General features: G+C 38.0%; 14 protein-coding genes. 5 read left to right on the forward strand and 9 right to left on the reverse strand.

All coding sequences use genetic code 11. From position 1 onward, the window contains the following. Positions 1-53 precede the first annotated feature (53 nt). On the reverse strand, positions 54-1,124 hold the full coding sequence (locus HCG49_RS11000) for an ATP-grasp domain-containing protein (RefSeq protein ID WP_168469586.1): 1,071 nt from the start codon (positions 1,122-1,124) through the stop codon (positions 54-56). Positions 1,125-1,910: 786 nt separating this feature from the next. Here HCG49_RS11000 and HCG49_RS11005 point away from each other — a divergent pair. From HCG49_RS11005 to HCG49_RS11015, 3 genes are all read left to right on the forward strand, one after another. Next, complete coding sequence (locus HCG49_RS11005) at positions 1,911-3,125, forward strand: fibronectin type III domain-containing protein (protein WP_168469587.1); 1,215 nt, start codon at positions 1,911-1,913, stop codon at positions 3,123-3,125. A 413-nt stretch (positions 3,126-3,538) separates the two neighbouring features. Continuing rightward, the gene (locus HCG49_RS11010; RefSeq protein WP_168469588.1) at positions 3,539-13,252 is read left to right on the forward strand and encodes an Ig-like domain-containing protein; all 9,714 of its coding nucleotides are present in this window, start codon (positions 3,539-3,541) and stop codon (positions 13,250-13,252) included. Between the two features lie 25 nt (positions 13,253-13,277). Then, on the forward strand, positions 13,278-14,630 hold the full coding sequence (locus tag HCG49_RS11015; protein ID WP_168469589.1) for a tyrosinase family protein: 1,353 nt from the start codon (positions 13,278-13,280) through the stop codon (positions 14,628-14,630). A gap of 66 nt (positions 14,631-14,696) precedes the next feature. Here the strand turns inward: HCG49_RS11015 and HCG49_RS11020 are convergent, their stop codons facing one another. Then, positions 14,697-15,080: a heavy-metal-associated domain-containing protein gene (locus HCG49_RS11020; RefSeq protein ID WP_168469590.1), complete on the reverse strand. Its 384-nt coding sequence runs from the start codon at positions 15,078-15,080 to the stop codon at positions 14,697-14,699. Positions 15,081-15,134: 54 nt separating this feature from the next. Further along, positions 15,135-17,372, reverse strand: coding sequence for a carboxypeptidase-like regulatory domain-containing protein (locus HCG49_RS11025; protein WP_168469591.1), 2,238 nt, complete (start codon positions 17,370-17,372; stop codon positions 15,135-15,137). A 333-nt stretch (positions 17,373-17,705) separates the two neighbouring features. Here HCG49_RS11025 and HCG49_RS11030 point away from each other — a divergent pair, with 333 nt between their 5' ends. Next, positions 17,706-18,062 (forward strand): hypothetical protein, encoded by a 357-nt coding sequence (locus tag HCG49_RS11030; RefSeq protein ID WP_168469592.1) that lies wholly within the window; start codon positions 17,706-17,708, stop codon positions 18,060-18,062. 86 nt (positions 18,063-18,148) lie between these two features. Next, the gene (locus HCG49_RS11035; protein ID WP_168469593.1) at positions 18,149-19,519 is read left to right on the forward strand and encodes a phenylacetate--CoA ligase family protein; all 1,371 of its coding nucleotides are present in this window, start codon (positions 18,149-18,151) and stop codon (positions 19,517-19,519) included. A 32-nt stretch (positions 19,520-19,551) separates the two neighbouring features. Here HCG49_RS11035 and HCG49_RS11040 read toward each other — a convergent pair whose 3' ends face one another. From HCG49_RS11040 to HCG49_RS18830, 6 genes are all read right to left on the reverse strand, one after another. After that, complete coding sequence (locus HCG49_RS11040; RefSeq protein WP_168469594.1) at positions 19,552-20,745, reverse strand: GNAT family N-acetyltransferase; 1,194 nt, start codon at positions 20,743-20,745, stop codon at positions 19,552-19,554. Positions 20,746-20,943: 198 nt separating this feature from the next. Continuing rightward, positions 20,944-22,173, reverse strand: coding sequence for a GNAT family N-acetyltransferase (locus HCG49_RS11045; RefSeq protein ID WP_168469595.1), 1,230 nt, complete (start codon positions 22,171-22,173; stop codon positions 20,944-20,946). Between the two features lie 71 nt (positions 22,174-22,244). After that, positions 22,245-22,877, reverse strand: a complete 633-nt coding sequence (locus tag HCG49_RS11050; RefSeq protein WP_168469596.1) for a sugar transferase — start codon at positions 22,875-22,877, stop codon at positions 22,245-22,247. Between the two features lie 190 nt (positions 22,878-23,067). After that, positions 23,068-23,307: a formyltransferase family protein gene (locus HCG49_RS11055; protein ID WP_168469636.1), complete on the reverse strand. Its 240-nt coding sequence runs from the start codon at positions 23,305-23,307 to the stop codon at positions 23,068-23,070. A gap of 158 nt (positions 23,308-23,465) precedes the next feature. After that, positions 23,466-24,545, reverse strand: a complete 1,080-nt coding sequence (locus HCG49_RS11060) for a glycosyltransferase (protein ID WP_168469597.1) — start codon at positions 24,543-24,545, stop codon at positions 23,466-23,468. Further along, positions 24,542-24,823: a sugar transferase gene (locus HCG49_RS18830; RefSeq protein ID WP_168469598.1), complete on the reverse strand. Its 282-nt coding sequence runs from the start codon at positions 24,821-24,823 to the stop codon at positions 24,542-24,544. The genes HCG49_RS11060 and HCG49_RS18830 overlap by 4 nt, the downstream gene beginning before the upstream one ends. Positions 24,824-24,825 lie beyond the last annotated feature (2 nt).

Below are 24,825 nucleotides of genomic sequence, written 5' to 3' on the forward strand. Positions count from 1 at the left end.
AAAAGTTGTATATTAATTTGTTGCCTTGTTCTCTTTCTGTGAGAAATAAGATATTAATACTCTTTTATGACATGGGAATTTATGGATGTTAGTTGATCGTTAGCGCTTGGAATTCGTTTTAAAACATCGCATTTTGCGAAAGAAATATTTTCTTCGTAATTATTAAGGTGGGATACATCCTTATTTCCGTTAAGCCATTCAATATAAATTGCTGCCGTATTCACTCCGGCTTCATGTGAAAAAGGATAGCCTCCCCCAAATCTTGGATTTAATTCTAAGACATATACTTTTTCACCTACCAGGAAAACATCACAATCCATATTTCCTATATGCTTTAAATTCCGAGCAATTGTCTCTCCAATGTCACTAAATTTAGGGTTAATAACAGACATGGCTTTGTCTGTTTCCCCAGCTCTCATAGATAGTTTTTCTCTGGCAAAGGTATTGTAATAGTTTCCTTCAAAATCATTTAAAATATCCATACCGTATTCTATTCCGTCTATTTTTTCCTGAATCAAGATGGCACTTTCAATAGCATCCTCGCTGGCTTTATTTAAAATAGATCGTGATAATTTTATTTTGAGCAAACGATAGGCGCAATCCAATTCCTCCATATTTTCTACAATTTCGATTCCAATAGAAGCACTACCCCAACGGGGTTTTAGAACTAGGGGAAATTCTAATTCTTTATTTTTTATATTTTCAGCAACTGTATTAAAGTTAATATAGGTCTTAGGGGTAAGTAATTTATGATCCTTCAAAAATTGAAAAGTCTTCCACTTATCAAAACATATATCTATAGCAAATTGATTGGATACAATAACTTTTGTTCCTGTTTCTTCAATCTCGGCTTTATGTTTAGCGAGCATAGGGAGTTCTAGATCATTTAGGGGAATTAGGGCCCTGACCTGATGCTTTATACAAATACTTTTTAATTCTTCTAGATAAGTGTCAGAATAAATATCGGATACCTGAATGGCCAAATCGGCATCAATTAAAGCAGGGGCATTGGTCTGATTATCAATAGCTATGACGAGGCCGTTGCCATTTAAGGCATCCTTAAAATAGTTTATGAGGTAGTTCCTTCTGCCGGCACATGTAAAAAGTATGTTGTTGGTTTTCATAGCTTTGCGGTTTGGTTTGTAAAAGGTGTCCTCCATTAATCAATCAAAAAAAAAATATCGTTAAGAATACATGCTATCCAATATTTTGAACCATATAAAAAAAGGATTTTAGAAAATTGGTTACTAAAAGCAAATACGACCTATGTCTAAGTTACAAAACAGCTAGCCTATCAATAGTATTTCAATTAATTGAAATGTTTGCGTAATCCGCTATTACTTAGTGATAATTCTTTTTTAAATTATCGCTGATCCTCGTAATTTCATTTATTTTATAGGATGTAAACTATACTCTTTGAGGTTGATAATTTTCTTGACAGAACTTGAGTACATTAAAATTACTAATTGGTTATTAATATAGCTAAATACTAGCTGTTTAATCGATAAAGCGTAGTAGATAAGGGATGATTTCTGATTTTTCGATTTCTACAGGGGCATTTTATTTATTTTTATAAGTGTTAGTTAATTTCGAATTTCATTTTAGACAAATGAGGTCTGTAATAATAATGGTCGTAATACTTATGATATGCTAATTATATAAATATGAAATGTAGTTTTATATTATTTATAATAATGCTGTTATTCAGAAGTTTATGGTGTCTTTGGAAGCTGTTTTAACTGAAAACCGATAACTATTTTATCACAAATTTTTATTCTTGCTATTTCAAAGGGTTTTTATGCTATTCATAGAAGAATATTGACATCACTGTAGAATTTGGTTATCTTTAATAGAGTTGTATTTCCCCCAGTTTTATTCTTCAATTTTAACTATGATAAACGCTATGGGATATGAAATCACTACTACTTTTTTTAGGCCTTTTGTGTTTTGGTTTTGGATTGACAGGTCAAAATCTACATAATCAGGCCAATGCAGCTTCAATTGCTAACGAGGCTAATACTACAACCGGTTGGACAGGGAATGCCAGTATTACCTCGAGCACCAACAATCCTTTTCTTGGAACATTTTCTATCAATGCTGCTGCTTCTGCAAGTAACGGAAGGGATTGCGCTTATACATTTCCAGCTACAGTGGGGCAGGCCTATACTATCAGTATTTGGGCCAGGGCCGGAACCCAAAATTTTCAACCGGCATTTGCCAATTGGGCGGGCTTAACTGGATTTTCCACCACTTTAATCAACGGTCTTAACTGGACACAATATACTTGGACTTTGACAGCTTCGAGTAACTCTCCTATTATTAGAATTTACACAAGTCCGAGTAGTGGAGGCAGTACTGGGGATTCCGTGTTTTTTGACAGTGTGTCTATTACAGCGGCAGGTGGTGGAGGAGACACCCAGCCTCCTTCTACGGTTACTACTTTGGCTGCAGCGGGGACTACGTCTACTTCAACTAACTTAAATTGGAATGCCTCAACAGATAATGTCGGGGTTACCGGGTATACTATATTTCAAAATGGAACTCAAATCGGGTCTCCAACGAACACCTTTTTCAATGTTACGGGATTGACACCAGGTACTACCTATGCCTTTACGGCAAGGGCTAGGGATGCCGCGGGGAATACTTCGGCAGCGGGGAATACCGTCAATGTTACTACCGATACAGGAGGGGGAGGAGCTACCGATTATACTTCTACGAATGCTAATTTATTTACGGTAGATTGGCGTGCAAGGGATTTATTTGCCAATAGAAATGTGGGGATAGGTACCACCAATACCCAAGGGCATCGATTGGCGGTAGCCGGTAGTATTATTGCTGAAGAAGTAAAAGTAGCTCTACAGACAAATTGGCCCGACTATATTTTTACTAAAGATTACCGATTGCCATCCTTGGAAGAAGTAGAACTGCAAATTATAGAAAGAGGGTATCTGCTAAATATTCCAAGCTCCAAGGAAATGGAAGAGAATGGAGTTGTTTTAGGGGACATGGTTTCTAGATTACTCCTGAAAATAGAAGAACTCACTCTCTATACTATTCAACAGGAGAAACGAATAAACCAAATGGATGAGGAATTAAAAAATATGAGGTTATTTAAAAAGGATTAAAAAAACTGTAGATGCTTATTATTCAAAGAAATCAAATTGCTACAATGGATAGGATTTTGAACACAGGTTTTTAATGAATTATATCATAAAAAATAATCTATTCACAGCTTATAAAGTAAACAAGAAATAGCTTTCCAAGTATTAAAGATTTAATTAACATTCGATTGGAATTTAATTAACTCGTGGAGTTAGAATTATAGCTCGGTATTTTTTCAAAAGGAGCAGATCCTTATTGTTCTCATTTTTGGGCTTTTCTCGTACTATTTTAGGTTAAGAGGTATTTGGAATGTGTTATGAAGGAAATTTTTGCGTTTCAAAGAGATTACTTCAGAATGGATTATAAGCAGTTTATCTTAGTTAATCCTCCCCCGTTAACTTTTGATGAATGAAAATTTTTTAAAATGTGGTATGATATGAAAAAAAAACTACTACTGTGTTTTATGATAGCATTGGGGCTAAGTGTACAAGGACAAAACTTGCATACACAGGCAAATGCAGCTTCTATTTTAAATGAAGCCAATGCAACCACGGGATGGACAGGGAATGCCGCTATAACGTCAAGCAATGTAAATCCATTTCAAGGAAATTTCTCACTAAGTGCCACCTCTACAGGAAGCACAGGGAATACTCGTGATATGAATTATACCTTTACCGCTGTTGTTGGACAAGTGTATACTATAAGTATCTGGGCTAGAGAGGGAAATTTAAGTGCGCAACCAGCCTTTGCTAATTGGGCAGGATTTACAGGATTTTCTACTACCCCGATAGTCGGAAATAACTGGTCTCAATATACCTGGAATTTAACGGCTACTTCAACCAGTCCCCTAATAAGAGTATATACTGCTCCTTATAATGGGGGGCAAGTAGGGAGCCAGGTGTTAATAGATAACGTTTCTATTACTGTACAAGATAACACTCCTCCTACTGCACCCTCGAATTTAACGGCCAGTGGAACAACCACTACGACAACCAATTTATCTTGGACCGCATCAACAGATAATATAGGAGTCACTAGTTATAATGTTTTCCAAAATGGTGGGATAATAGGAACTACCCCTGGAGTCACTAATTTTAACGTTACCGGATTAACTGAAAATACTTCCTATAATTTTACGGTTTCGGCAAATGATGCAGCCGGTAATACTTCAGGCTTAAGTAATACGGCAAACGTAACTACATTAACCGCGGATACAGATTCACCCACTGTGCTTATTCAAGGAGCACCGGATATCGTGAACACTACCACAGCTTATAATGTGACGTTAGAGTTCAGCGAGGATGTTATTGGCTTTGACCAAGGAGATTTGGTATTAGTAAACGCAACGGCTTCCAATTTTATCTCAGTCGACGGCAATACCTATACGGTAGATATTACCCCGACCGGCGCAGGGGACATCACCATCGATGTTCCTGCAGACGTTGCCCAAGATGCCGCGGGGAACAATAATACAGCCGCCGCTCAGGTAACCACAACTTTTGATGCTGGAGCGCCGACGGTGCTTATTCAAAATGCACCAGCGAGCGTGAATACTACGGCAGCTTATAATGTGACGCTAGAGTTCAGCGAGGATGTCGTTGGCTTTGACCAAGGAGATTTGGTACTAGGCAATGCAACTGCTTCCAATTTTATCTCAGTCGATGGCAACACCTATACTGTAGATATTACCCCCAGCGGAGCAGGGGATATCACCATCGATGTTCCTGCAGACGTGGCCCAGGATACCGCAGGGAACAATAATATTGCCGCCGCCCAGGTCATCACAATTTTTGATGCTGGAGCGCCGACGGTGCTTATTCAAAATGCACCTGCGAGCGTGAATACTACGGCAGCTTATAATGTGACGTTAGAGTTCAGCGAGGATGTTGTTGGCTTTGACCAAGGAGATTTGGTATTAGTAAACGCAACGGCTTCCAATTTTATCTCAGTCGACGGCAATACCTATACGGTAGATATTACCCCCAGCGGAGCTGGGAACATCACCATTGATGTTCCTGCAGACGTGGCCCAGGATACCGCAGGGAACAATAATACTGCCGCTGTCCAGGTCACCACGATTTTTGATGCTGGGGCCCCTAGTGTGGTAATTCAGGGAGCACCTGCGAGCGTGAATACTACGGCAGCTTATAATGTGACGTTAGAGTTCAGCGAGGATGTTGTTGGCTTTGACCAAGGAGATTTGGTATTAGGCAATGCAACGGCTTCCAATTTTATCTCGGTCGACGACAATACCTATACGGTAGATATTACCCCGACCGGCGCAGGGGACATCACCATTGATGTTCCTGCCAACGTTGCCCAAGATCTTGCAGGGAACAATAATACTGCCGCTGCCCAGGTCATCACAATTTTTGATGCTGGAGCGCCGACGGTGCTTATTCAAAATGCACCTGCGAGCGTGAATACTACGGCAGCTTATAATGTGACGTTAGAGTTCAGCGAGGATGTTGTTGGCTTTGACCAAGGAGATTTGGTATTAGTAAACGCAACGGCTTCCAATTTTATCTCAGTCGACGGCAATACCTATACTGTAGATATTACCCCTAGCGGAGCAGGGGATATCACCATCGATGTTCCTGCCAACGTGGCTCAAGATGCCGCAGGGAACAATAATACTGCCGCCGCCCAGGTCACCACAATTTTTGATGCTGGAGCGCCGACGGTGCTTATTCAAAATGCACCTGCGAGCGTGAATACTACAGATGTCTTTAATGTGGCCTTAGAGTTCAGCGAGGATGTTGTTGGCTTTGACCAAGGAGATTTGGTACTAGGCAACGCAACGGCTTCCAATTTTATCTCAGTCGATGGCAATACCTATACGGTCGATATTACCCCGACCGGAGCAGGGGACATCACCATAGATGTTCCTGCCAACGTGGCTCAAGATACCGCAGGGAACAATAATACTGCCGCTGCCCAGGTTACCACAACTTTTGATGCTGGAGCGCCGACGGTGCTTATTCAAAATGCACCTGCGAGCGTGAATACTACAGATGTCTTTAATGTGACCTTAGAGTTCAACGAAGATGTTGTTGGCTTTGACCAGGGAGATTTGGTATTAGTAAACGCAACGGCTTCCAATTTTATCTCAGTCGATGGCAATACCTATACGGTCGATATTTCTCCGACCGGAGCAGGGGACATAACCATCGATGTTCCTGCAGACGTGGCTCAAGACATTTCAGGGAACAATAATACTGCCGCTATCCAGGTCATCACGATTTTTGATGCTGGGGCTCCTAGTGTGGTAATTCAGGGAGCACCAGGGAGCGTGAATACTACGGCAGCTTATAATGTGACGTTAGAGTTCAGCGAGGATGTTGTTGGCTTTGACCAGGGAGATTTGGTATTAGTAAACGCTACGGCTTCCAATTTTATCGCAGTTGACGGCAACACTTATACTGTAAATATTACCCCCAGCGGAACAGGGGACATCACCATTGATGTTCCTGCCAACGTGGCTCAAGATGCCGCAGGGAACAACAATACAGCCGCTGCTCAGGTCTCCACAATTTTTGATGCTGGGGCACCTAGCGTTGTAATTCAGGGAGCACCAGCGAGCGTGAATACTACAGATGTCTTTAATGTGACCTTAGAGTTCAACGAGGATGTTATTGGCTTTGACCAAGGAGATTTGGTATTAGTAAACGCAACGGCTTCCAATTTTATCTCAGTCGATGGTAATACCTATACGGTAGATATTACCCCCAGCGGAGCAGGGGACATCACCATCGATGTTCCTGCAGACGTTGCCCAAGATGCCGCGGGGAACAATAATACAGCCGCCGCTCAGGTAACCACAACTTTTGATGCTGGAGCGCCGACGGTGCTTATTCAAAATGCACCAGCGAGCGTGAATACTACGGCAGCTTATAATGTGACGTTAGAGTTCAGCGAGGATGTCGTTGGCTTTGACCAAGGAGATTTGGTATTAGTAAACGCAACGGCTTCCAATTTTATCGCAGTCGACGGCAATACCTATACTGTAGATATTACCCCCAGCGGAGCAGGGGATATCACCATCGATGTTCCTGCAGACGTGGCCCAGGATACCGCAGGGAACAATAATATTGCCGCCGCCCAGGTCATCACAATTTTTGATTCAGGAGTCCCCTTTGTAGTTATCCAGGGAGCGCCAGGGAGCGTGAATACTACCACAGCTTATAATGTGACGTTAGAGTTCAGCGAGGATGTCGTAGGCTTTGACCAGGGGGATTTGGTATTAGTCAATGCAACTGCTTCCAGTTTTATCGCAGTTGACGGGAATACTTATACGGTAGATATTTCTCCGACCGGAGCAGGGGACATAACCATCGATGTTCCTGCAGACGTGGCTCAAGACATTTCAGGGAACAATAATACTGCCGCCGTTCAAGTCACCACAATATTTGATGTTGAAGCACCTAGCGTGGTAATCCAGGGAGCACCAGCGAGCGTGAATACTACGGCTGTCTTTAATGTGACGCTAGAGTTCAGCGAGGATGTTATTGGCTTTGAAGAAGGAGATTTGGTATTAGTAAACGCAACATCTTCCAATTTTGTTGTGGTCGATGGCAATACCTATACGGTCGATATTACACCGACCGGAGCCGGGGACATCACCATTGATGTTCCTGCAGAAGTGGCCCAGGATACCGCAGGCAACAGCAATACTGCCGCCGCACAGGTCACCACAACTTTTGATGACACGCAACCTAGTGTCGTAATTCAAGGAGCGCCAGAGAGTGTGAATACTACGGCAGCTTTTAATGTGACGCTTGATTTCAGCGAGGATGTCGTTGGCTTTGATCAAGGAGATTTGGTATTAGTCAATGCAACTGTTTCCAATTTTATCGCCGTCGATGGCAATACCTATACGGTAGATATTACTCCGACCGGAGCTGGGAACATCACCATTGATGTTCCTGCAGACGTGGCCCAGGATACCGCAGGGAACAATAATACTGCCGCTGCCCAGGTCACCACGATTTTTGATGCTGGGGCACCTAACGTTGTAATTCAGGGAGCACCAGCCAGCGTGAATACTACGGCAGCTTATAATGTGACGGCAGAATTCAGCGAGGATGTCGTTGGCTTTGAAATAGCAGATTTGGTATTAGGAAATGCAACTTCTTCAAATTTTGTGGCGGTCGACGGCAATACCTATACGGTTGATATTACGCCCAGCGGAGCTGGGGATATCACTATAGATATTGCTGCAAATGTAGCTCAGGATAATGCTGGTAACGAAAATACAGCTGCTGCCCAAGTTACTACGCTTTTTGATACTAGTCCGCCGACGGTGCTTATTCAAAATGCACCTGCGAGCGTGAATACTACCACAGCTTATAATGTGACGTTAGAGTATAGCGAGGATGTCGTCGGCTTTGACCAAGGAGACTTGGTACTAGGCAATGCAACTGCTTCCAATTTTATCTCGGTCGACGGCAACACCTATACGGTTGATATTACTCCCAGCGGAGCAGGGGACATCACTATCGATGTTCCTGCAGACGTGGCTCAAGATGCCGCAGGGAACAATAATACTGCCGCCGCCCAGGTCATCACAATTTTTGATGCTGGAGCGCCGACGGTGCTTATTCAAAATGCACCTGCGAGCGTGAATACTACGGCAGCTTACAATGTGACGGTAGAGTTCAGCGAGGATGTTGTTGGCTTTGACCAGGGAGATTTGGTATTAGGTAATGCAACTGCTTCCAATTTTATCTCGGTCGATGGCAATACCTATACGGTCGATATTACCCCCAGCGGAGCAGGGGACATCACCATCGATGTTCCTGCAGACGTGGCTCAAGATACCGCAGGGAACAATAATACTGCCGCCGCCCAGGTCACCACAACTTTTGATGCCACGCAACCTAGTGTCGTAATTCAAGGAGCGCCAGAGAGTGTGAATACTACAGATGTCTTTAATGTGACGTTTGATTTCAGCGAGGATGTCGTTGGCTTTGATCAAGGAGATTTGGTATTAGTCAATGCAACTGTTTCCAATTTTATCGCCGTCGATGGCAATACCTATACGGTAGATATTACTCCGACCGGAGCTGGGAACATCACCATTGATGTTCCTGCAGACGTGGCCCAGGATACCGCAGGGAACAATAATACTGCCGCCGCACAGGTCACCACGATTTTTGATGCTGGGGCCCCTAGTGTGGTAATTCAGGGGGCTCCAGCGAGCGTGAATACTACAGATGTCTTTAATGTGACGTTAGAGTTCAGCGAGGATGTAGTTGGCTTTGATCAAGGAGATTTGGTACTAGTAAATGCAACGGCTTCCAATTTTATCGCAGTCGATGGCAATACTTATACGGTAGATATTACTCCGACCGGAGCTGGGAACATCACCATTGATGTTCCTGCAGACGTGGCCCAGGATACCGCAGGGAACAATAATACTGCCGCTGTCCAGGTCACCACGATTTTTGATGCTGGGGCCCCTAGTGTGGTAATTCAGGGAGCACCTGCGAGCGTGAATACTACGGCAGCTTATAATGTGACGTTAGAGTTCAGCGAGGATGTCGTTGGCTTTGATCAAGGAGATTTGGTACTAGTAAATGCAACGGCTTCCAATTTTATCGCAGTCGATGGCAATTCCTATATGGTAGATATTACTCCGACCGGTGCAGGGGACATAACGATTGATGTTCCTGCAGACGTGGCCCAGGATACCGCAGGGAACAATAATACTGCCGCTGTCCAGGTCACCACGATTTTTGATGCTGGGGCCCCTAGTGTGGTAATTCAGGGAGCACCTGCGAGCGTGAATACTACGGCAGCTTATAATGTGACGTTAGAGTTCAGCGAGGATGTCGTTGGCTTTGATCAAGGAGATTTGGTATTAGTAAACGCTACGGCTTCCAATTTTATCTCGGTCGATGGCAATACCTATACGGTCGATATTACCCCCAGCGGAGCAGGGGACATCACTATAGATATTGCTGCAAATGTAGCTCAGGATAATGCTGGTAACGAAAATACAGCTGCTGCCCAAGTTACTACGCTTTTTGATACTAGTCCGCCGACGGTGCTTATTCAAAATGCACCTGCTAGCGTGAATACTACCACAGCTTATAATGTGACGTTAGAGTATAGCGAGGATGTCGTCGGCTTTGACCAAGGAGATTTGGTACTAGGCAATGCAACTGCTTCCAATTTTATCTCGGTCGACGGCAACACCTATACGGTTGATATTACTCCCAGCGGAGCAGGGGACATCACCATTGATGTTCCTGCAGACGTGGCTCAAGATGCCGCAGGGAACAATAATACTGCCGCTGCCCAGGTCATCACGATTTTTGATGCTGGGGCCCCAAGTGTGCTTATTCAAAATGCACCAGCGAGCGTGAATACTACGGCAGCTTATAATGTGACGTTAGAGTTCAGCGAGGATGTTGTTGGCTTTGACCAAGGAGATTTGGTATTAGTAAACGCTACGGCTTCCAATTTTATCGCAGTTGACGGGAATACCTATACGGTAGATATTACTCCGACCGGTGCAGGGGACATCACCATCGATGTTCCTGCTAACGTTGCCCAGGATACTGCAGGAAACAATAGTACTGCCGCCGCCCAGGTCATCACGATTTTTGATGCTGGGGCCCCTAGTGTGGTAATTCAGGGAGCACCTGCGAGCGTGAATACTACGGCAGCTTATAATGTGACCTTAGAGTTCAGCGAGGATGTCGTTGGCTTTGATCAAGGAGATTTGGTATTAGTCAATGCAACTGCTTCCAATTTTATCTCGGTCGATGGCAATACCTATACGGTCGATATTACCCCCAGCGGAGCAGGGGACATCACCATCGATGTTCCTGCCAATGTTGCCCAAGATCTTGCAGGGAACAATAATACTGCCGCTGCCCAGGTCATCACGATTTTTGATGCTGGGGCCCCAAGTGTGCTTATTCAAAATGCACCAGCGAGCGTAAATACTACGACAGCTTATAATGTGACGTTAGAGTTCAGCGAGGATGTTGTTGGCTTTGACCAAGGAGATTTGGTATTAGTAAACGCTACGGCTTCCAATTTTATCGCAGTTGACGGGAATACCTATACGGTAGATATAACTCCGACCGGTGCAGGGGACATCACCATCGATGTTCCTGCTAACGTTGCCCAGGATACTGCAGGAAACAATAGTACTGCCGCCGCCCAGGTCATCACGATTTTTGATGCTGGGGCCCCTAGTGTGGTAATTCAGGGAGCACCTGCGAGCGTGAATACTACGGCAGCTTATAATGTGACGTTAGAGTTCAGCGAGGATGTCGTTGGCTTTGATCAAGGAGATTTGGTATTAGTCAATGCAACTGCTTCCAATTTTATCTCGGTCGATGGCAATACCTATACGGTCGATATTACCCCCAGCGGAGCAGGGGACATCACCATCGATGTTCCTGCCAACGTGGCTCAAGATGCCGCAGGGAACAACAATACTGCCGCCGCCCAGGTCACCACGATTTTTGATGCTGGGGCCCCTAGTGTGGTAATTCAGGGAGCACCAGCGAGCGTGAATACTACGGCAGCTTATAATGTGACCTTAGAGTTCAGCGAGGATGTCGTTGGCTTTGATCAAGGAGATTTGGTACTAGTAAATGCAACGGCTTCCAATTTTATCGCAGTCGATGGCAATTCCTATATGGTAGATATTACTCCGACCGGTGCAGGGGACATCACCATTGATGTTCCTGCAGACGTGGCCCAGGATACCGCAGGGAACAATAATACTGCCGCTGTCCAGGTCACCACGATTTTTGATGCTGGGGCCCCTAGTGTGGTAATTCAGGGAGCACCAGCGAGCGTGAATACTACCACAGCTTATAATGTGACGTTAGAGTTCAGCGAGGATGTCGTTGGCTTTGATCAAGGAGATTTGGTATTAGTCAATGCAACTGCTTCCAATTTTATCTCGGTCGATGGCAATACCTATACGGTCGATATTACCCCCAGCGGAGCAGGGGACATCACCATCGATGTTCCTGCAGCCGTTGCCCAAGATCCTGCAGGGAACAACAATACTGCCGCTGCCCAGGTTGTAACAACCTTTAATCTAGATGACACCCCTCCGAATGTTGTTATTTCTGGTGCTCCAGAAATTGTGAACAATACAAATCCTTATAATTTAAGTATAGATTTCAGTGAAGATGTAACTGGCTTTGAACAAGGAGATATAGTTATTGGTAATGGCACAGCTACCAATTTTATCACTGTAGGTCCGAGTAACTATACCGTAGAAATAACCCCTAATGGGACAGGTAATATAACCATAGATATTCCCGCGAACGTTGCTCAAGATTTGGCAGGAAATAACAGTACTGCGGCATTAACAGTAATTACTACCTATGATGCTATAGCGCCAAGTACTAATATTATAGGGGAACCATTAGTAGTTAACACTACAAACCCTTATAGCATTACTATTGAATTTAGTGAAGGCGTGCTAGGTTTTGAATTGGGTGATGTAATAATCGGTAACGGAACGAGCTCAAATTTTATGGTTGTCGATGGAAATACTTATACATTGGATATAAGTCCCACCGGAGCAGGAGATATAACTGTGGATGTTCCTGCCAATGTGGCTCAAGATGTAGCGGGGAACAATAATACCGCAGCTAGTCAGGCTATAACTTCTTTCGATGATGCTTTACATTATACCTCGGAAAATGCCAATTTAATTACTATAGATTGGCAAGCTAGGGATCTTAATGCTGCTCAAGATATATTTGCTACACGAAATGTTGGTATTGGAACTCTAAACACCCAGGGCTATAGGTTGGCAGTAGATGGTAATGTTATTGCGGAGGAAATTAAAGTTGAACTATCTCAAAATTGGCCAGATTTTGTATTTGAAAAAAAATATGTGCTTCCATCATTGGAAGAAGTAGAAAAACATATTTTGGAAAATGGACATTTGGAAAATATCCCAAGTGCCAAAGAAGTAGCTGAAAGCGGAGGTATTCTTTTAGGTGAAATGAATGCCAAATTACTCCAAAAAATAGAGGAGCTCACATTGTATTCTATTCAACAAGAAAAGAAAATTAAAAAGCTCCAGGAGGAGAACATACAATTCCAACAATTGGCTCAGAAATTATTGGAATTGGAGAAACAAATTATGCAAATGAAGAATTAGCTATAATCATCAAATTTAACACACGATGAAAACGGTATACACATTGTTTATTTTATTAGGATTGGTAATAGATGTTGATGCGCAGAGTATTCGAAAGAATTATCAAGAAATGACGGATTATGAAAGGACAGAATTGGTAAATGCTTTTTATGATATAAGGAATGGCGCAGATCTATTTAATGATATGGCTAATTTCCATATGGAATTTTTCAATTTTGATAATACAGCAGATCCAACGCGTTTAGATTTACACTTTAACCTTCCCGACGAACCGCAAAGGGAAATATTTCTACCTTGGCATAGAAGACAAATGTTTGAATTGGAACAAGCAGTACAAGATATTAATCCAAGGATAAGTTTGGCATGGTGGGATACCAGCATAGATCAGTCTACAAATTCTGCACTTTGGAATCAGAACTTTATGGGAAGCTTTAATACAAATTGGAGTTTAAACAGGAATTTGGGAGGGAACGGCCCATTACCAGTGCCTTCAGATGTAAGTAATTTATATGGTATGAGCAATTTTAATACCTTTTCAAACGAATTGGAAAGAAGAGCCGTCCATAGGGGGGCGCATGTATGGACTGGAGGAGCAATGCCCACTCCCTTATCTCCTCGTGATCCAGTATTTTTTCTCCACCATACCTTTGTCGATTTCATATGGTTTAATTGGGAAGAAATCTACAATAGTTCTTCCTTTCTGAGATCTTCGATGTTGCGGTATGACGGGACTTATTCATTTAATGGAGAAACTTTGCCCTTAGTTAATCCGAACAGTATAACTGATACACGATCCTTAGGGGTTTTTTATGGTGCCAATGGTCTAGCTCAACTTAATAATTATATTGTTAGTAATACTTATAGACCTCAAGAAGTCTTTTATTATCAATTTTTGATTCGTGTCGGGAATAATTTTATAGTTCCTAGTGGAACAGATTGTAGCATTGAATCCGTCAATGAAATTTTAATGGTTCCTGGATTTGAAGCTACTTCCGGATCAAGATTTTTGGCTTCTATAGATGTGGATAATCAGTCTAATAGACCTGGAATTAAAACTAGGGTTAAAAAACCGTATGAGCATGTGGCTAACCTTCAGGAAATAGTATGGGAAGAAGATAATAAGGACGATAGCCCAGTTCTTTTACAAGCTTTTCCAAATCCCTTTACAGAAAAAATTACGATTAAATTAAATAAGAATACAGATTGTAGTGTAGAGGTGTTTAATATGATGGGGGTATTGATCCGGCAAGAAGCCTTCCAAAATACCGACACTATTATTATTAATAAATTATACGGGCTTGCTGCTGGTTTTTATGTAATTCGAGTGGTAGATGCAAAAGGAGATATTATTATAGCCAAAAGAGTGGTAAAACTTTAGTGATTTCTACTAAACAACTCCTTGATCAATCATCAATCTTAAGTTTTCGTGTTAATTTACAGATCCTTAATGAGATTTTCCGTGGTCCATGTGTATGCTATTAGGATCTCTGTATTTACAACATTCCGGTAAGGCTTCGTAAATCTTTAAATCGGCCACTGTTTCGTCCGTATCGTGTCCAACGGCTGCTATGGTCTTTTTAATATCTATAACCTTACATTTATTCTCATCCATTATCAGGTTAAGCTCCTTTGACTGAATATTCCATGATACATATTTAACCCCTTTAAGTTTAAGAGAAGCTTTTTCGATTCTAGATTTACACATCTCACAATTGCCTTTTACATAAAAGCTTATTTTTTTGTTTTTGTCCTGAGCATTTAAATTAAAGCCAATAAATAATAGTAAAGTGACTATAAGTGCTTTAAATGAGTTGTTTGTATTTATCATGATGAAATATTTTTTATAAGTTTAGTTAATGCTTAAATTCTGATTCATATAATTTTATAACTTATATCGAAAACCAAGGTAATAGGTATGTCCTAAAACAGGTTTATATAATAGGGTACTGTCAAAATAGGGCCCAAAAGGATCTTCGGCACCAAGTATGGCAATTTTTTGAGTAGTATTGGTTATATTTTCACCTCCAAGATAAATTTCAAATTTTTCATTGAGGACTCTAGTCAATTGACCATTTACGATACTATAAGCATCAGACGAGGTAGGTAAGCGATATGGGGCAGGATTTTCCGAAGTATTTGGTAAACGTTGTCTACCTTGCCAGTTTACGGTAAGATCCATCCTCCATTGTCCTTCTCTATATTTTTTTAATGTTTCATAATTAAGATTAACAAAAAAGCGATGTTTGGACTGTAAGGGTTTGGTCTTTGATCCCGAATTATAATCCAGTTCTACATTGTAATTTTTATAGGTCGCCCTGATATCCAAATTTTGGATAATCTCATAGTTCACATCTATTTGTAAACTATTCGAAAAACTTTTTCCTGTTAGGTTATAAAAGGATATTTCCCTAGGGTTCTCCCAATCGATTAATACCTGATCTTTAAAGACAATTCTGTTAAAATCAATTGAAAAGTCAAACGACCTATTATTAATATATAATTTCTGAATAAATCCAACCCCATAATTCCACGCAATCTCTGGTTGCAGGGTATATATGTTTCCCGAGTTATTTATAATGTTTATGCTACGTGAGCTAGCAAACATTTGTTGGTTTTCTGCAAAAATATTAGCAGCCCGTTTTCCTCTTCCAATAGAAAATCTAAGACTAGACTGCTTCCATAAGGCATATCTTAGGTGCAGTCTAGGCGTTATAAAAGTATTTAATCGGTTATGACTGTCAATCCTTATACCCGCTACAAAACTTAGTTTTTCAAGGTTGTCGTAGGTGTATTCAAAAAATCCACCAACTGAGTTGTCGCTCCGGTCCATATCCTCTGAGTTAACGCTCTCATCAAAGGAATCATAAGTATAACTAAGTCCGGTTTTAAATTTATGTTGGGTGCTTCCAATGATACTATTGAATAAAAAGTTAGAGTAAAAGGATTGATGCTGTACATCATAATGGTTAAATCCATAATATGAATTCTGGGCATGGTTGCTAAAGGCTGTTTGAAGACCAAAACTTTGGTAGGGAAGTTCGGGAAAAACATAGCCTAGTTTGGCAGAAACATCAAGTCTGTCGGTATTTACTTCGCTACCCCAATTGTTATTGGTGAATTTATCCCTTTTAGGATTAAAATCTTCTTGACCTATTTGTTTTTCATCAAGTAAATACTGAAAATTTAAAAAACTGATCCACCCTTTTTTAGGGTCTAAAAATTGCCACCGATTCATGAAATTTATTTGTTTTGACAGTGGGGTATCTAAAAAACTGTCGGAATTTTTGTCGATGGTACCATTTCTCAGGTTGGCATGAAGGTAAACCCCAGTACCTATGTTTTCCGAAAACTTATAATTATATCTTGTATTGATTTCAAATCTTTCATAATTATTGGCATAAGCATTTAAAAACAGCTTTTTATCGGTAAGAGGCTTTACCAATTCACTATTTATTTGCCCCGAAATGCTTTCAAAACCATTTAAAACACTACCAGAACCTTTAGTGATTTGAATGCTTTCTACCCATGATCCTGGAATGAAGGACATTCCATATATTTGGGAAGCACCTCGGATAAATGGCATGTTTTCTTGGGTAAACAATAAATAGGGGCTATTTAAACCCAACATCTGAATTTGTTTAGCACCGGTAATGGCGTCTGAAATATTCACGTCTACCGATGGGTTGGTTTCAAAACTTTCCGACAAGTTACAGCAGGCCGCTTTTAACATTTCCCTGCTATCTACGGTCACTACGTTCTGAATATTGAAAAGCGATTTTTGAATAGGGTTTAATTTTTTTTGTACCGTGACTTCTTCGAGCTCTTTATCTGGTCTTAACCATATTTTTCCTAGATTAGGTCTATTAGCTACTATGGTATCGGACTGGTAGCCCACATAGCTAATAACGATTTTTCCATATTCTTTTTTGAAGGGAATAGAAAATTCTCCTGCGTTGTTGGTGCTAGTTCCTACAGTACTATTTAGCCAAATAATATTAACATCGGATAAGGGTATTTCCTTCCGATCGTTACTATAGCCTAACACCGTTCCAGATATATTTATTTGACCGGATACTAAAGAAGTAAATAGGGATAAAAAAAATGTTTTTAATAACCTCATGTCATGAAAAGGAATTTATACCTGATTAAACACCATACCGATTCAAAAGCTTAACTACTAAGTTTATAAGTATATTAGAAAAAACCTAAAACTGTTTTTAGTATGTAGAATAGCCTCATTTATTATTAAAAATAGATATTAATTGTTGTTGTTATGATAAAGATTATCAATATTTTACGTGTTATGTAGTTTACAGATTATTTAGGTTGTTGATAGATGTTGAAGAGAAAAAAGAATTTAAAAGATGTAATTTTAGTAGAATTAAGGAGTTAAAATTTTTCTGAATTTATAAATAAAATAATAGGCTATCTCACTAAAACAACTTCAGAAATCATGAAAAGAGTATTAGCAATATTATCAGTGATGCTGTTTGTATTCTGCGGAAATATAAATGAACTTCCAATAGTTCAAGAGACTAAAATAAGGGTTATTAACCGTACCAATAATAATTTCAGTAATGTAGTTTTATTTTCAATGAAATTCCCTGATTTAAAACCAAAAGACACCTCGGAATTTAAAATTTTAAATTATGATCCCTTAAGGGACGATCCTTTAATTTATTGCTCCATTGGAGATGAAAATTATGCTCGCTATTTAGAAATCCCCAAGGAGGGTATAGTTAATTTTACCTATTCCATTGATACTATTCAAGACGGGATTATTTATGTTAGTTCGGTATCCGGAAATTAAAAAATAGATAAAATATCTTTTTGGTATCAATAATAGGATACCCATAATCTCTCCATTATTTTTTTGTTTAATTTGATGTAATCAGTATGAAAGCTTTGGAATTTTTACGTAGAAAACTATTTTGGTCAGTAGATGCGATTAAGGGGGGAAAAGTGACTCGACACTTGAAGGATATTGCTTCATTACAAAGAAAATTTCATGATAACGGATATTCACGAGTAACCGAGGGATACCTAACAAATTTAATCACTCATGCAACAACTTCTGTTCCCTTGTATAAAAACTTCACCAAGGATAATGTGTTGCAAGATTTTCCAGTAGTTGACAAGGCTTATATACGTGATAATTTTAAATTATTCGAAAGCAAAGAATTTATCGATAAAAAAAAGTATAAAGTAACAACCAGTGGGTCTACAGGGAAACCTTTCTACATTTTACATGATAAAAATAAAAGGGACAGAAATACGGCAGACACCATTTATTTTTCTGAAAAAGCGGGGTATAAATTGGGGGCAAGGTTGTATTACTTAAGACTGTGGGATAAGCAATATAAAAAGGGAAATTTTTTATCTTGGGTTCAAAATGTTAGGACTAATTATTCGGTCGATAATTTTAATGATCAAAAAATAGCAGGCTGGATAAGAGAATTAGAAAATGACAATTCCAACAAGAGTATTTTGGGGTATACTTCCGCCTTGCAAGCGATTTTTAAATTCTTGGATAATAAGAAAGCAAAACCATTAGAAACAAAAATAAATGGGGTAGTAGCCATTGCTGAAGGTTTGGATGAATATGTTAGAAAAGGAGTAAAAAAATATTTTAAAACCCATGTTGTTTCTCGATATTCAAATTCGGAAAATGGAATTATTGCCCAACAAAATATGGGCAATAGAAATTTTGAAGTCAACTGGGCCAGTTATTTTGTCGAAATTTTGGATTTGAACAAGGATATACCAGTACCCAATGGCACTTTAGGCAGGATTGTTATTACTGATCTTTTTAGTTATGCCATGCCATTAATAAGATATGATACAGGAGATGTTGGAATATTAAATTTTGAGACTAAGGATGATTGTAAAGCCTTAGTGCTTTCGCAAATTGAAGGAAGAAAAATGGATATGTTTACCAATACCAAGGGCGAGTTTATCACCTCTCATATTGTTCATCATATATTACAATTTAATGGTATTGATCAATTTCAGTTTATACAGGAATCGAATAATAAATATATTATAAAACTTAAGGTAGCATATGATTTTGATTACGACGATGAACTAGAAATAATTAAAAAATATCAAGAATTTTTAGGGCATGACGCCAATATAAACATAGAATACGTAATCGATATTCCTTTACTTAAATCTGGGAAAAGAAAATTGGTTGTGAATAATGCTTTGAATACTCTACCTAAAATGAGGAATAAATCTAAAGAAGAATCGGGATTAAAAACTATTTAATAGCAATACCTTCTGTTGGTGGTCTTTGCCTACTACATAATATATGTTGGAATTGTTTTTTTATAAAGTTTCACATCATCTTTCTTTTCGAGAGAAGAATAAAGGTAATCACAAAGCATTCTGTTTAAAAACGAAAATTTTCTTTCCTTATAATTAATGGGTAAAATATCTTTCATCTTTGAAATGTCAAATTTCTCTTTAATTACCTCATAATTTAATGGGGTGGGTTGATGATTTCCTAGAGTTGTTCCTAATTTATATCTTAAATGGTGATAGTAAGTATGTATGTTTTTATTTCGTAAATATTGTTTACTTCTGAAAAGAGAGGTAATACTAAGGGCTACCAAATTCGAGGTAACTGATCTGGGGTTGTACAAGACATGAAACTCAAAGCGATATACAATGTCGCTAATTTGTTTCTTTATGCCATAATCTCCCTTAGAGGAATCAAATATGTGCATATCATTTTTTATGCACCATTCTATTACCTTAAACGTTAATATATTTCCTAAGCCATATTTAGAATAGTCCGTATCATAAACAGGAATAGCACCAATTAATTTTTTTTGATGCTGGAAACATAATTGCATGGCTATGGGTTCAGAGTCATCATACATGACAAACAAAGCTGCTTCTTTGTTTAGTATCATAGGATATGTTAATTCTTTGATATAATCCCATTTAGATATTATGTGATAATTAGTTTGTTTTTCTTCAAAGCGTTTGGTTAGTAATTCAGAAAGTCTATCAAATAGAGTATTATAAGAGTTTATATCTATGGCACCATAAAACATTTTTGAACTTATATTGAAACTTTTCGTTATACGATTTTCACGTTTCCTGAGCAGCTTTCTCTCAGGTTTGCTGAAGTTTAATTCCAAGAAATTATCAATACAACTGTATTTTTTTATTGTGGTTATATAACCATTGTATTGCGGTATACGAGTAGATTTCAAAAACTTTATATCCTTTATTGGAGGGGTTTTATAATAGGATGGTATATCGTAAATTAGAAAAACACTATTACTTTTTTTTACTTTTTTAGGATTGATGGTATATTCAAATCCTTTTGTTAAACTCTTACCGACATTGGTGTAAAGTGGCAAGTATTTGTTTTTGTAGAATCGTACTCCTTTAATAAATTCAACTTTTTCGGGAGGAATGGAGTTTTTAAAATATTTTAGCCATGTATTCACAAACCAGTCTGAGTTAAAGGGAGTATCCATTGTGACCTTATTTTTATTGTAATCAATAATAGGTAGGTCAAGTTACAGGAATTCCCAAACTGGAGCTATCTAATTTTTTTAAAGCATGAACCAAGTATTTTAAAGTATTAATCTTTTCAACTTTTAATTTTACAATTTTATCAGATTCAGGTTAATATTAAAAACTAGACTACTTATAACTAATTAAGCGGCTAATAGTTAGTTGTTAATCATTATTTTTTGCATTTTATCTTGGCCTATTACCCAAAAGGAGCCCTGAGATTCGGTAACCTTAATATCTTTTATGTGAAAGCCAGTTTTATAAATGAATTCATATATAGGTTTTCGTAAGAATGCATATTCGCAGGATTTGAAATTTAATTTGTTTAATTGATGTGAGTCACTTAATTCGGTTTTGGGTCCAAATTGAAAATCTGGATATTTATCATCAATTTTTTCTTTGTTTTTAAGATGAAACAGTACTTTATTGAAGGTTTTGTTCAAATTTTTCTCCCTTAGTATTTGTTTCCATCTAAAATAATTGGACATGGAAAAAGCCAAGAAGCTAGCGGTTATGCTTTTTGAATCGTATAAAATGTGATAATCGAAATTGTAAATTACATTGGACCACCTTTTTTTATAATGAAAATAGCCCTTAGAAAAATCATAACCTTTGAAATTGTTTTCTATACACCATTCTATACACTTCATAACGGACATATAACCAATTCCAAATTTGGAATAATCACTGTCATAAACAGAAAAAAACAAGAAGGAAATGTCTTCAGAATGGAAGTTTAAAGCAATGCATATTGGTTCATCTTCATTTCGCAAAACATATAGGGAGGCTTTTTTTTCAAGGATCATGGGGTACACCAATTCGTAGTAATAATCCCATTTTTCCAAAATATTAGTGCTGACTTGTTTCTCTAAAAAGGTTTTTTTTAACAGGCTATGAAAGCTTTTAAATACAACATCATATTCATCTTTGGTGATAGCACCAAAATATATGGATTCATTAATATGAAAGCATTGAGTGAGCTTTTTCTTGTTTTTTCTAAAATTATACCTGCTTTTAGAATCGAACCGATCTTGCATATATTCGTCCAAGGTTTTAAAACCAGATAGGTTTGCTAAAAAACCTTCGTATTGCCTTACCTTATGAGTCTTTATAGGGCCACCGTCGGTCAATTTATTTGGGATGACATAATTTGGGATATCATAAATTAAAAGAACCTTATTTTTAGGAACACTTTCAGGATTTGGATTTATGGAATAAGACATTGCCTTGGTCCAATTTTTACCAATATTGATGAATACGGGGAGTTTTTTATTTTTAATAAAGGATAAATCTTCAATAAAACTAAACGAATATTGTTCCTTAAAACTCGTAAAATGTTTTAACCAAGTGGTCACAAATGTTGGAGAAGTAAACGGATTGTTTTTCATATATGTTTTGAGTTAAGGTGAACTTATTCTAAAAACACTTTTACACTTAAAACAAGAAATAGCTAGTTGCTTTAATTGTCTTTGTTTTGAATAGACGTTTTACGTAATACATCAAAATCTATCATACCAGAATCGGAATCCAAGGCAATGTCTTTGGCTGCAATTACTTTTAAAAACGTTTGTACCAATATTTTAAAATCAAGAGCAAAGGAGATATTTTTAACATATTCTATATCCTTTTGTAAACGATCGTCCCAATTCAACAAATTTCTACCAGAAACTTGAGCCAAACCTGTTATGCCAGGTCTTATGCTATGTCTAAGTTGTTCTTCCTTTGTATAATAGGGAAGGTAACGTACTCGCAATGGGCGTGGGCCTATAAGGCTCATTTCGCCTTTTATGATATTTAACAATTGTGGAATTTCATCTAGGGACGTTTTTCGTAAAAAGGCACCAAATTTGGTGATTCTTTTCTCATCTGGAAGTAGTTTTCCATGCCAATCCTTTTTATCGTTCATGGTTTTAAACTTAAAAATGTAAAATATTTTTTCGTTTTTACCAGGTCTAGGCTGTAGAAAAATTGGTTTTCCTTCGTTAGATATATACAGTACTAGAAAAATAACAAATGATAGCGGCAAAAGGAGGATGAATCCAATTGATGACAGAAAAAGATCTAAGGTTCTTTTAAAGAATCGTCTATACATAAGTGGTTTGAATGAGGATGTTTGTGCCTTTTAATAGTATGTACTATAGAGTAATTTAAAGGAAATTATCGCTATGATAGATTAATTCCGATGAATTATAGATTGTTCTTGATAAGTGGTGTCTTCGGTGTGCAATCCTAATAATTCTTTGAAGGAAAGAAAGCGTTTTTGTTAAACAACTATTCGAGGTTTAATTGTTCTTTTCGATTTTTCGGATGGTTTTTAAGATTATTTTTTTTCCCTTTTTTACAAACTTTGGATATAGGGAATCAAAAGTGTCTTTAGCGCCTACTTTTATGGGGTGTTGATAAATAATAATTCCTTTATCATACACATCGTCAATAATGTGGGTAGTGATTCCTGTGATTTTAACGCCATAAGCAATAGCGTCTTGTATGGCGGTTTCGGTGACGAAAATTGTTCGGTTAATAAAAGGATGTTCGTAAGATGTAGGTTCTACTCTTTTTAATGTAAGGCACCTTTCTTTCTCGAAACTAAAGAAGTTTTAAAATTCAAAGTACTAATTATAATTGTTGAACGCCATCTGCCGATAAATGTTTTATGGTTATTATTGTAATGATTTGTTAATTAATTTTCAAGTAATTCATGGATATAATTCATAAACAAGGAAATATCTCTTTTGGTTAAATAACGATCAAAAAGTTCACGGTTGTTGGTAGTTGATTCTAGTGAAGTTATCAAAGCTTTCTCAAGAGAATCTTGATTATTTGTTTCAGAAAATTGTATGCTAGGAATATCAATGATTCCTCCAGCGCAAATTGTCGAAACTACTTTTGAATTCTGAGACATCATTTGTAGCAAAACATTTGGAAAACCCTCGACTCGTGAGGATACTACACAAACAGAGGCATTTTTAAAGAAAGGGTATACATTTGGGACAAATCCTTTGAAAATTACATCATTTTGAAGATTTAGTGATGCGGCTTGACTTATTAATTGATTCCGTAAATCACCATCGCCCAAAATAATCAATTTTAGTTCAGGATAATTTTGTTTCAGGAGATAAAAGGAATTTATTAAAATATCATATCCCTTTTCATATATCAATCTACCAGCAGAAACAATATATTTTTTTGGCAATTTAAGGTTAAAGGGTTTGTTATGGACTCCTTTAATTAAGGAATTATCAATAGGGTTAGAGATTACTTGTATGTTCGTTAAATATACCAATTTAGGAAAGCCTTTAATAAGTTGATCTTTCATAAAATAAGTTTGACAAATAAGTAAATCAACTTTCTTATATCCTAACCAATAAAATAACTTATATCTTAAAAGTTTTATTCCTTTAAATCTAATAAAAGTTGAGGTAGATTCTCTTGCCACGAAATTGAATTTGCGTATCAAATTTAATTGCAACATAATGCCTATTATACCAGTTGTATACACATGGGAAGTGAAGATGTAATCATAGGTTTTATAAATCCTATGCTTAGGATGAAAAAGAAACTTAATTATATTGGCGAGTTTGTAATTGTTTTTTGGGAAATTAAGGTGGATATGTTTTTCGGCGTTTTCCCATAAATTCTTCATACTAGTTTGTAAAAAGAAAACTTCAACTATATCTTGTTTGTAGTAGGAGGCAACCATCTTTAAGTATTGTTCTGCCCCACCCATTTCATTGTTGGGTAATAGGATTAAAATTTTCATCTAAAGACGTTTTTCGTGAAAAGGCACAAAATTTGGTGATTTGATATTTCATAGGGAAGTAGTTTTCCTTGCAAAACCTTTTCATCGCTCATGGTTTTAATTTTAAGGATGTTAAAATTTTTCTCGTTTTTGCCAGGCCTAGGCTGTAAAAAAATTGGTTTTCTATCGTTGGTAAAATACAGTACTAGAAAAATAACAAAAGATAGCGGCAAAATGATTAGGAATCCAATTGTAGACAGAAAAAGATCTATAATTCTTTTAAAGTATCGTTCATACATAA

Source organism: Arenibacter sp. 6A1, from assembly GCF_012272855.1.
GTDB lineage: Bacteria > Bacteroidota > Bacteroidia > Flavobacteriales > Flavobacteriaceae > Arenibacter.